This is a genomic window from Streptomyces sp. NPDC004658 (genome assembly GCF_040609555.1).
Lineage (GTDB): Bacteria > Actinomycetota > Actinomycetes > Streptomycetales > Streptomycetaceae > Streptomyces.
Genome location: NZ_JBEXKG010000218.1, coordinates 1 through 9,899, shown reverse-complemented (window position 1 = coordinate 9,899; position 9,899 = coordinate 1). Strand labels below are relative to the sequence as shown.

The following is a 9,899-nucleotide window of genomic DNA, read 5'->3' as shown; positions in this document are numbered from 1 at the left end:
CCCCGGGCACCCCGGCCGCCGGTACTCCGGTGGCGTCCCCGGGTGCGCTGCCGTTGCCCGCCGAGGCCGGCACCGGTCAGGCGCCGACGGGGACCCAGGCCGGCCCGGTGCCGCCCGGTGGCAACCCGGCGGCCGGCGTCCCGCAGCAGTGGCCGGGCGCCGATGACACCTCCGGCACGGGGACCCCGAGCCCGGCTCCGGGCGCGCAGGCGGCCGGGGTCCCGCAGCAGTGGCCCGGCTCGGGTGACACCTCCGGTGCGGGAAACCCCGCCCCGGTCCCAGGTGGCCCCGCGGCCGGCGTCCCGCAGCAGTGGCCCGGCACCGGGGACACGTCCGGCGCCGGGATCCCCGCGCCGGGCGCCCCCGCCGGCAGCCGGCCGCAGCGGGTCGCGATGCCGCTGCCCGCCGAGGCCGCCGACCCGGACTCGACGCAGGGGCGGGCGATCAGCGTCCGCACGCTCGGCCAGGGCGTGCCGTTCTCGCGGCAGGCCGCCCAGGTGCAGCAGCCGACGGCGACGCCGCCGCCGCACGCGCCGGGCGGTTCGGGCCGGCGGCGCAAGCTGGGCACGCGCCCCGACCCGGCCCCCATCGGGCAGGAGCCGCAGCCGGACCAGGCGGCCCGGCCGCACCCGTCCGCCGAACCCGCGCCCGCGCACCCCGCGCCGGCCGGACAGCCGTCGCTCGGAGGGCAGAACCCGCTCGCCGGGCAGGCGTCCCCGCTGCACCCCTCGCCCGCCGCCCCGGCCCCCGTGCCGCAGCCCTCGCTCGGCGGGCAGGCGCGGCCGGCGCAGGGCACCGAGGGGGGCGGGCGGTCGTACGCCATAGGCGCCCCGGAACCCGATGCCGCCGAGGGGCCGGAGCCGCTGGACGGTCCCGGTGGGGCCGTCGAGGTGGCGGACACCCCGCGCCCGCAGCCGCTGGACGACGAGCTGCCCCCCGAACCGCTGGACAACCCGCGCCGGCTGCTGGTGTGGCCCGCGCCGGACGTGACGACCCAGCAAGCGCTCAGCGACCGTGGCTACCGGCCGGTGATCGTGCACTCGCGCGAGGAGGTCGACGCCCAGATCGCGGCCTTCCCCGCCGCGCTGTTCGTGGACCCGCTGACCGGGCCGATCACGCGGACGGCGTTGCAGTCGCTGCGCCAGGCCGCCGTGGCCGCGGAGGTCCCGGTGCTGGTCACGGCCGGGCTCGGCCAGGCGACGCGCGAGGCGGCGTACGGCGCCGACCCCGCCGTCCTGCTGAAGGCGCTGGCTCCCCGGGACAGCGAGCAGCATCCGCCGCGGGTGCTGCTCATCGAGGAGCACGCGGAGATCGCGCTGGCGCTGACCGCGACGCTGGAGCGGCGCGGGATGCAGGTGGCGCGGGCCGCGAACGACAACGACGCGGTGACGCTCGCGGGGCAGTTCCGGCCGAACCTGGTGGTGATGGACCTGATGCAGGTGCACCGCCGGCGGGCCGGGATCGTGGACTGGCTGCGGGCGAACGGGCAGCTCAACCGCACTCCGCTGGTCGTCTACACCGCCGCCGTCGACCCGGCGGACCTGCCCCGGCTGGCCTCCGGTGAGACCGTGCTGTTCCTCGCCGAGCGGTCGACCAGCGGTGAGGTGCAGTCGCGGATCGTGGACCTGCTGGCCCGGATCGGCACCAACTGACCGGCCGGCGTCACCGGTCTAACAGGCGATCAGCCTGCGGGCCGCCTCCTTGATGGAGGCCCGCAGGCGGTCGTGGTCGGTGTCCTGCGTGCCGACGAGGATGCGCCGCGTCTGCGGGACCACGGTCATCCAGTTGGTCAGCGCGGTGAGCAGCATCAGCAGATGGCCGGCCGGGATGGCGTCCGTGATGACGCCGCGGGCCTGGCCGTCCTCGATCGCGGCGACCTTCCGGGCGTAGTGGTCCTGGCGGGCCGCCTCGTCGGGCAGTTCGGCGCTGCCGTACTCCATGCCCTCCCACAGGAGCAGGCGCACCAGGTCGGGGTGGGCGGCGTGGTGGTCGAGGAGGCGGTCGACCCAGCCGTCCATGTCGTCCGGGTCGACGGGCACGGCCGCCGCCAGGTCGGTCAGGCGGGTGCCGAGGACCTTGCTGAACAGCTCCGCCTTGTTGCCGAAGTAGGCGTAGATGAGCTGTTTGTTGGCCTTGGCCTCGGCGGCGATGCGGTCGATGCGGGCGCCCGCGATGCCGTGCCGGGCGAACTCGGCGGCCGCCGCCTCGAAGATCCGGGCCTTGGTGGCCTCGGGGTCCCTCACTGATGCCATGGGGACAGGGTAGGCCGGGCGAGGTGCTGACCAACGGGTTGGTTGGGCGGGAATGCGAACGGCGGTGCGGGCTGTTGGATCCAGGTAACCAACGAGTTGGTTACCGACTAAGGAGCAGCTCCGCCCATGCCGTCAGCCACCACCACCCGCCGGGCAGCCGGACTCCGGGCACCCGCCCGCGAGCAGTCCGCCTCCGGCTCCCTCTTCCTCCTGCTGATCGCCGTCTGCACCGCCGTCACCGCCGCCAACATCTATCTCGCGGCCCCGCTTCTGCCGCTGATCGCCCACGACTTCGGCACGATCCCCTCGGCCGTGGCCTGGATCGCCTCCGTCGCCCAGCTCGGCTACGCGGCCGGCCTGCTCTTCTTCGCCCCGCTCGGCGACCGGGTCGACCGGCGCAGGCTCGTCGCCCTGCTCTCCGTGGCCACCACGGTGGCGCTGCTCGTCGCGGCCGTGGCCCCGGGCACCGCGGCCCTCGCCGCCGCCGTGTTCGTCGCCGCCGCGGCCACCGTCGTACCGCAGCTGCTCGTCCCGCTCGTCGCCGCGCGCGCCCCGGAGGACCGGCGCGCCCGGCATGTCGCGGCCGTGATCGCCGGGTTGTTCACCGGCATAGTCGCCGCCCGTGTCGTCGGCGGTCTGGCCGGGCAGGCCTTCGGCTGGCGCTGGGTGTTCGGCGGGTCCGCCGTGCTGACGCTCGCCCTGGGGCTCGCCACCGCCCTGGCCCTGCCGGCCGAGCGGCGGGTGCGGGCGGGCGGGCTGTTCTCCGGCATCGCGGAGCTGCCGGGACTGCTGCGCCACTCGCCCGACCTGCGGCGGGCGTGCCTGCGCCAGGCGGGGATGTTCGGTGCGTGGAGCGCCCTGTGGACCTCCCTCGCGCTGCTGCTGACCGGCCCCGGCTACGGCCTGTCCACCGCGACCGCCGGGCTCTTCGGCCTCTTCGGCCTGACCGCCAGCGCGGTGGCGCCGCTGGCCGGCGGCCTGGTGGACCGGTTCGGCGCGGCGCGGGTCGTGGGCAGCGCGTACGTGCTGGCCGCCGTCGCCGTACCCCTGTTCTGGCTCGGCGGGCACGTGCTGGGGGCGCTGTTCGCCGCCGCGATCGCGATCCACGCGGCCCTGGTCGCCTCCCATGTCGCCAACCAGACCCTGGCGCTGACCACGACCTCCACGCCGGCCACCGCCAACACGGCCTACGTCGTCTCCGGCTTCGCCGGCGGCGCCCTCGCCTCCGCCGCCGCGGGACCGGCCTTCGGTCACTGGGGCTGGACCGGGGTGTGCGCGGTGGCGGGGGTGTGGCTGGTGCTGGGATGGACCACGACGGTGCGGGGGCGGTGAAGGCGCGCGGCAGGTCCGGGGACCGTTCACGCCGTCCCGGGGCGCGCCGGGCGGGACGGCCGTGCCGCTCGTCCGGCGCACCGTGTCCGGTGCTTCAGAGCGTGGTCACCCGCAAGGCACCGTCCGCGTACTGCCTGCGCAGCACCTTCTTGTCGAACTTGCCCACGCTCGTCTTCGGGACCGACTCGACGACCGTCCAGCGCTCGGGCAGCTGCCACTTGGCGATGCGGCCCTCCTCGAAGAGGAAGGTGCGCAGGGTCTCGAAGTCGGCGGTCGCTCCGGGCCGCAGGACGACCGTGGCCAGCGGGCGCTCGCCCCACTTCTCGTCCGGTACGGCGACCACGGCTGCCTCGGCGACGTCCGGGTGGGACATCAGCGCGTTCTCCAGCTCGACGGAGGAGATCCATTCGCCGCCGGACTTGATGACGTCCTTGGCGCGGTCGGTCAGGGTGAGGAAGCCGTCGGGGGAGATGGTGCCGACGTCACCCGTCTTCAGCCAGCCGTCCGCGCTGAACTTGTCGGCGGGGCGCAGGGGTTCGGCGCCGGGGCCGTTGTAGTAGGCGCCCGCGATCCAGGGGCCGCGCACCTCCAGTTCGCCCGCCGACGTGCCGTCCCAGGGCAGGCGTTCGCCGCCGGGGCCGGTGAGACGGGCCTCGACGCCGGCCGGGAAGCGGCCCTGGGTGAGGCGGTAGGCGAACTCGTCCTCGGTGCCGGCCGCGTGGGCCGGCGGGCGGGCGACCGTGCCGAGCGGGGAGGTCTCCGTCATGCCCCAGGCGTGGCAGACCCGCATGCCCAGCTCGTCGAAGGCCGCCATCAGGGAGGGCGGACAGGCCGAGCCGCCGATGGTGACCTGGGTGAGGGAGGCGACGTCGCGGGGCCTGGCGTGCAGCTCGCCGAGGAGGCCCTGCCAGATGGTCGGGACGGCCGCCGCGTGGGTGGGCCGTTCGCGTTCGATCATCTCGGCGAGCGGGGCGGGCTGGAGGAAGCGGTCCGGCATCAGCATGTTGACGCCGGTCATGAAGGTGGCGTGCGGCAGGCCCCAGGCGTTGACGTGGAACTGCGGGACGACCACGAGGGAGGTGTCCTGGTCGGTCAGGCCCATCGACTGGGTCATGTTGACCTGCATGGAGTGCAGGTAGATGGAACGGTGGCTGTAGACCACCCCCTTGGGGTCGCCGGTCGTGCCGGAGGTGTAGCACATGGCGGCGGCCCGGCGTTCGTCCAGCTCGGGCCAGTCGTAGCCGGTCGGCCGGCCCGCGAGGAGTTCCTCGTACTCGTGCACCCGGGCGGTGGCGCCCTGGAGCGGGGCGCGGTCGCCGGGCCCGGACACGACGATGTGCTCGACGGTGGGCAGCTTGGGCAGCAGCGGCGCGAGCAGCGGGATCAGCGAGCCGTTGACGAGGACGACCTTGTCGGCCGCGTGGTTGACGATCCACACCAACTGTTCGGCCGGCAGGCGCAGGTTGAGCGTGTGCAGCACCGCGCCCATGGAGGGGATCGCGAAGTACGCCTCGACGTGCTCGGCGTTGTTCCACATGAGCGTGGCGACCCGGTCGTCGCCGGTCACGCCCAGCTCGTCCCGCAGGGCGTGCGCCAACTGGGCGGCGCGGGACCCGATCTCGGCGAAGGTGCGCCGGTGGGGCTCGGGTTCCCCGGTCCAGGTGGTCACCCGCGACGAGCCGTGGACCGTCGACCCGTGGGTCAGGATCCTCGAGATCAGCAGCGGTACGTCCTGCATGGTGGCCAGCACGGCGTTCCTCCCGGGCGACGTTGCCTACGCGGTGGTAGGGGGGTGCGCTGATTCTGCGCACATACCGCGCGGTATGTCACTAGGGGTGTGCCACTGAGGGGAGGAAAATCCCGGCCGGCGGGGGAGGAGGAGCGCGGCCAGGGCCTGTCCGGCAGGACCTAGCGGGCCAGTTCCAGTTCGGGGTCCTCACGCAGCTTGCCCAGCGCGCGCGACACGGCCGACTTCACCGTGCCCACCGACACGCCGAGCAGCTCGGCGGTCTGAACCTCGCTGAGGTCCTCGTAGTACCGCAGGACCACCATCGCCCGCTGACGGGCCGGCAGCCGCAGGATGGCCCGCCACATGGCGTCGCGCAGCGCCTGCCGCTCGGCCGGGTCGTCGCCGCCCGGCGTGGGCTCCGGCTCGGGCAGCTCGTCGCAGGAGAACTCGTCCACCCTGCGCTTGCGCCACTGCGAGGTCCGGGTGTTCAGCAGCGCCCGGCGCACATAGCCGTCGAGCGCCCGCTGGTCCTCGATCCGCTCCCAGGCCACGTAGGTCTTGGCGAGCGCGGTCTGCAGCAGGTCCTCGGCATCGCTCGGGTTCGCGGTCAGCGAGCGCGCGGTGCGCAGCAGGACCGGCCGGCGGGCCCGCACGTACGACGCGAACGACGGGTAGGCGGGAGTCTGCCGCCCGGGTGCGGCGGCGGCCGAGGCGCTGGTGCAGACGGGTGTGGTCATGGCTCCACGCTAGGAGCGGGTCCGGTCCGGCGGATCGGCCGGAGGTCCCGAAGGCGAGTCCCCCTCAGGTTGTAGGGGTGGGGCTGCCTCCACCTCCTGAAGGTGGAGTGCGGGTGCGTCCCGTCTGCGGGTACGACCCTGAGGAGGTCAGCCGTCCGCCGCCAGGACCAGCCCGGACGTCGGCACCCCGGTGCCGGCCGTCACCAGGGTGCGGGCCGCGCCCGGGACCTGGTTCACGGCCGTGCCCCGCAGCTGGCGGACCGCCTCCGCGATGTCGTTCATGCCGTGCGGGTACACGGCCGGACCCCGGCACCGGACACCGCCGAGGCGGCGCCGCCGGCGGGACATCGGAAAACGCCGACGCGGCGGCACCGAAGCACCGCCGCGCCGACGTGTTGCGACCCTGAAGCACACCCCGCGAGCGCCCTCCTCAGGAGGACCCCCGCCCCCGGCTCACCAGAGCTGGGTGAAGTTGACGTGGATGTTCTCGTTGCTCTGCCGGATGGCCGTGAACGCGGATCCGTTGACCTGGGCGGTGTTGCTCTGGTTCGACGCGCCGGAGCCGGCCGCGTTCTGGTTGGTGGTGGACGAGTTGCCGTTGTTGTCGTCGCCGACCCCGCTGCCGAGGACGGCCGCCACACCCGAGTTCGATCCGTCGTCCGCGAGGGCGCCGTTGTCCGCCGTCGCGACGCCGGCGAAGAGGGCGGCTGCGAGCGGGAGGGCGGAGACGGCGGCGAGAACGCGGGCGGTACGGATGCTTGCCATGTGTTCCTCCAGAACCAAGCACTCTGCGGCCCCTGGGGCCGCTGGTATGTGAACTACGGCTGCTGTCAAGGCAGTTGGCCGACCGCCTTGACTGTCGTGGACGACGTCGCGCCTCCAGAGTTGCCCACCGCATCCCCGGCGAACCATCCTGGAAGCCGCGATTCGCACGCAAGCGTGATGACAAGTCGATAAACCCCCATCGCCCCCTTTGGCCGCATCAGTCACCGGGGCGACCCGGCAGGGAGCACCGCCGCCTCAAGCACCCCAAGGGACGAATCGTTCCGGCACCCTTCCGCCGACATCCACCCCGTACCGGCGCGGCACCGCGACCCGCTCTTCCCATTTTCGAACGCGTGTACGAACATGGATCCATGGCCACCATCGACCGGCAGGCCACGACGCTGGCCCTCGCACACGCTCTGTCAGCCGCCGAACGCGGACTGGCCGTGATCCCCCTGTCCCGGACGAAGCTCCCGGCCCTGCGCTCCCCGCACCGCGCCGACCCGAGCCCGGCGGAGCGGCCCTGCCACGGCGAGTGCGGCCGCTTCGGCCACGGCGTGTACGACGCCTCCACCGACCCCGTCCGCATCCGCGAGCTCTTCGCCGCCGCGCCCTGGGCCACCGGCTACGGCATCGCCTGCGGGCTCCCCCCGTACCACCTGATCGGCGTCGACCTGGACACCAAGTCCGGCACGGACTCCACGGCCGCCCTGCGCGAACTGGCCCTGCGGCATCTGTTCCCGATCCCGGAGACGGTCGTCGTCCTCACCCCGAGCGGTGGCCGCCACCTGTGGCTGACCGGCCCGTCCGACACCGTCGTACCGAACTCGGCCGGCCGGCTCGCCCCCGGCATCGACATCCGGGGTGCCGGCGGCTACCTCGTCGGCCCCGGCTCCCGCACCGACCACGGCGTCTACACCGCCGCACCCGGCACCGCCGGCCTCGCCCCCGCCCCCTGCCCGCCGTCCCTCCTCCGCTTGCTGCTCCCCCCGCCCCGCCTGCCGCACCCCACCCGCCCGGCGGCGGACGGCCACGGACAGGGGCTCGTCCAGTTCGTGCTCGCCGCGCACGAGGGGCAGCGCAACACCCGGCTGTTCTGGGCGGCCTGCCGCGCCTACGAGAACGGCATCGGGCCCGCCCTGGCGGACCCGCTCGTGGCCGCCGCCCGCGACACCGGGCTGACCGAGCGCGAGGCCCGCGCCACCATCGCGTCGGCGGCCCGGCTGACCGGGCACCGGCCGTGAGACGGGCGGTCACGTCAGGCTAGGCGAGCACCGGCCAGAGGCAGACCACTCCCGCGACGCACCCCGTGGCCGACCACGCCATCCAGTACAGGGAGAAGGAGTTCAGAGGAACCTTGGCCCAGGGCTTGCGCTCCTGTTCCGCGATGTCGGACGCCACCCGTTTCGCCACCGGCACCAGCATGACGACGAACATCACCAGGGCGCAGCTGTAGAAGTACAGGGTGTGCGAGACGGAATAGCCCTTCACCGCGGCGTTGGGCAGCAGGAACACCCAGCCGGCCAGCGGGGCGACCAGCATGCGCCGCTTCGCCTTGGGCGTCGGCATGCACCAGTACATCGCGACCGCGTAGACGGCGGTGACGCAGGCCGCGATGAGCCACCAGTCGCCCGTGGTCAGCTGAACGTGCATGATCGCGGCTCCTCCTCGGCACGACGGCCCCTGACCGGTTCACCCGGTCAGGGGCCGTTCACCTGCGCGGTGGGTGTGGGATTTGAACCCACGGTGACTCGCGCCACGACGGTTTTCAAGACCGTTCCCTTAGGCCGCTCGGGCAACCCACCTCGCACGCCCACCAGGGGCGGAGCGGGTACAGCGTACCGGGCGCGGGCCGGGGTGTGGGGGCACGGCCCCCTCGGGTCAGTTGTCGCCCACCCGGGAACCCAACGTCAGTTCCACCGTGTGCTCCTGGCCGCCCCGCTTGTAGGTGACCGTCACCTTGTCGCCCGGCTTGTGCGTCCAGATCTCGCCGATCAGGGTAGGCCCGCTGTCGATCACGTGGTCGTCGAGCTTGGTGATGACGTCACCGGGCTTGAGGCCGGCCTTGTCCGCGGGGCCGCCCGACTCGACCGCGGCGGAGCCGCCCGTGCCCTGGTCGGTGATCTGCGCCCCGTCGCCGGAGTCCTGGAGGGAGACGGACGCGCCGATGCGCGCGTACACCGGCTTGCCGGTCTTGATCAGCTGCTGGGCGACGTACTTGGCCTGGTTGATCGGGATGGCGAAGCCCAGGCCGATCGAGCCGGACTGGCCGGTGCCGAAGCCGCCGCTGCCGGTGGACTGGATCGCGGAGTTGATGCCGATGACCGCGCCGGACGCGTCCAGCAGCGGGCCGCCGGAGTTGCCGGGGTTGATGGACGCGTCGGTCTGCAGGGCGCTCATGTACGACGCCTTGCTGGTGGAGTTGCCGTCACTGGAGGCCACCGGGCGGTTCTTGGCGCTGATGATGCCGGTGGTGACCGTGTTGGACAGGCCGAAGGGGGCGCCGATGGCGATGGTCTCGTCGCCGACGGCCACCTTGTCGGAGTCGCCGAGGGCGAGCGGCTTGAGGTCGGAGGGGGCGTTCTTGAGCTTGATGACCGCGACGTCGTAGCCCTGCGCGTGGCCGACGATCTCGGCGTCGTACTTCTTGCCGCTCGGGAAGGTGGCCGTCAGCTTGCCGCCGTCCACCGCGTCCGCCACCACGTGGTTGTTGGTGATGATGTGGCCCTGGGTGTCGAAGACGAATCCGGTGCCCGTGCCGCCCTCGCCGTTGGTGCTCTCCGCCTCGATGGTCACCGTGCTGGGCAGCGCCTTGGCGGCCACGTTCGCGATCGTCCCGGGCGCGCGCTTGACCTGCGCGGCGCCGCTGTCGGACGCGGAGACGGTGGTGGAGCCGCTGTCATCGCGGTCCTTGGCCAGGGTGTAGCCGAGGCCGCCGCCCAGGCCGCCCGCCACCAGCGCGGCCACCAGGACCGCCGCCACCAGCCCGCCGCGTCCGCTGCGCGGCTTGGGGGCGGGCTGCTGGTACGTGCTTCCCCAGCCGGTGCCCGCGCCCGCGGCGCCGCCGTCCGCGTAGGCCGGGGT

The 9,899-nt window shown here is 73.8% G+C and carries 8 protein-coding genes, 1 tRNA gene and 2 pseudogenes; 3 read left to right on the top strand and 8 right to left on the bottom strand.

The features are described 5' to 3' along the window. A pseudogene (locus ABZV94_RS37575) lies at positions 1–1,652 on the top strand (histidine kinase); the annotation flags it as partial. 18 nt (positions 1,653–1,670) lie between these two features. Here the strand turns inward: ABZV94_RS37575 and ABZV94_RS37570 are convergent. Beyond that, complete coding sequence (locus tag ABZV94_RS37570; protein WP_356348839.1) at positions 1,671–2,252, bottom strand: TetR family transcriptional regulator; 582 nt, start codon at positions 2,250–2,252, stop codon at positions 1,671–1,673. Positions 2,253–2,378: 126 nt separating this feature from the next. Between ABZV94_RS37570 and ABZV94_RS37565 the strand changes: the two genes are divergently transcribed. Continuing rightward, entirely contained in the window at positions 2,379–3,584 is a 1,206-nt protein-coding gene (locus tag ABZV94_RS37565; RefSeq protein ID WP_356348836.1) for an MFS transporter, read from the top strand. Between the two features lie 94 nt (positions 3,585–3,678). On the opposite strand, the gene ABZV94_RS37560 is transcribed toward ABZV94_RS37565, so the two are convergent. The 4 genes and pseudogenes from ABZV94_RS37560 to ABZV94_RS37545 form a co-directional block, all read right to left on the bottom strand. After that, the gene (locus ABZV94_RS37560; RefSeq protein ID WP_356348833.1) at positions 3,679–5,334 is read right to left on the bottom strand and encodes a long-chain fatty acid--CoA ligase; all 1,656 of its coding nucleotides are present in this window, start codon (positions 5,332–5,334) and stop codon (positions 3,679–3,681) included. A gap of 158 nt (positions 5,335–5,492) precedes the next feature. Continuing rightward, the gene (locus ABZV94_RS37555) at positions 5,493–6,050 is read right to left on the bottom strand and encodes a SigE family RNA polymerase sigma factor (protein ID WP_356348830.1); all 558 of its coding nucleotides are present in this window, start codon (positions 6,048–6,050) and stop codon (positions 5,493–5,495) included. A 147-nt stretch (positions 6,051–6,197) separates the two neighbouring features. Beyond that, positions 6,198–6,344: pseudogene (locus tag ABZV94_RS37550) on the bottom strand (lipid-transfer protein); the annotation flags it as partial. A gap of 159 nt (positions 6,345–6,503) precedes the next feature. Continuing rightward, a complete protein-coding gene (locus ABZV94_RS37545; RefSeq protein WP_356348828.1) occupies positions 6,504–6,815 on the bottom strand; it encodes a hypothetical protein in 312 nt (103 codons plus the stop codon). 371 nt (positions 6,816–7,186) lie between these two features. Between ABZV94_RS37545 and ABZV94_RS37540 the strand changes: the two genes are divergently transcribed. After that, positions 7,187–8,059, top strand: coding sequence for a bifunctional DNA primase/polymerase (locus tag ABZV94_RS37540; RefSeq protein ID WP_356348827.1), 873 nt, complete (start codon positions 7,187–7,189; stop codon positions 8,057–8,059). Between the two features lie 19 nt (positions 8,060–8,078). On the opposite strand, the gene ABZV94_RS37535 is transcribed toward ABZV94_RS37540, so the two are convergent. The 3 genes from ABZV94_RS37535 to ABZV94_RS37525 form a co-directional block, all read right to left on the bottom strand. Further along, positions 8,079–8,468, bottom strand: a complete 390-nt coding sequence (locus tag ABZV94_RS37535) for a hypothetical protein (RefSeq protein ID WP_356348825.1) — start codon at positions 8,466–8,468, stop codon at positions 8,079–8,081. A gap of 67 nt (positions 8,469–8,535) precedes the next feature. After that, a tRNA-Ser gene (locus ABZV94_RS37530) sits at positions 8,536–8,620 on the bottom strand. Between the two features lie 76 nt (positions 8,621–8,696). Next, positions 8,697–9,899 (bottom strand): trypsin-like peptidase domain-containing protein (locus ABZV94_RS37525; protein WP_356348823.1); only part of this gene is annotated, 1,203 nt, incomplete at its 5' end.

Coding starts and splice junctions, on each gene's coding strand:
- ABZV94_RS37570 (WP_356348839.1), bottom strand. CDS start 2,252: ATGGCATCAGTGAGGGACCCCGAGGCCACCAAGGCCCGGATCTTCGAG.
- ABZV94_RS37565 (WP_356348836.1), top strand. CDS start 2,379: ATGCCGTCAGCCACCACCACCCGCCGGGCAGCCGGACTCCGGGCACCC.
- ABZV94_RS37555 (WP_356348830.1), bottom strand. CDS start 6,050: ATGACCACACCCGTCTGCACCAGCGCCTCGGCCGCCGCCGCACCCGGG.
- ABZV94_RS37545 (WP_356348828.1), bottom strand. CDS start 6,815: ATGGCAAGCATCCGTACCGCCCGCGTTCTCGCCGCCGTCTCCGCCCTC.
- ABZV94_RS37540 (WP_356348827.1), top strand. CDS start 7,187: ATGGCCACCATCGACCGGCAGGCCACGACGCTGGCCCTCGCACACGCT.
- ABZV94_RS37535 (WP_356348825.1), bottom strand. CDS start 8,468: ATGCACGTTCAGCTGACCACGGGCGACTGGTGGCTCATCGCGGCCTGC.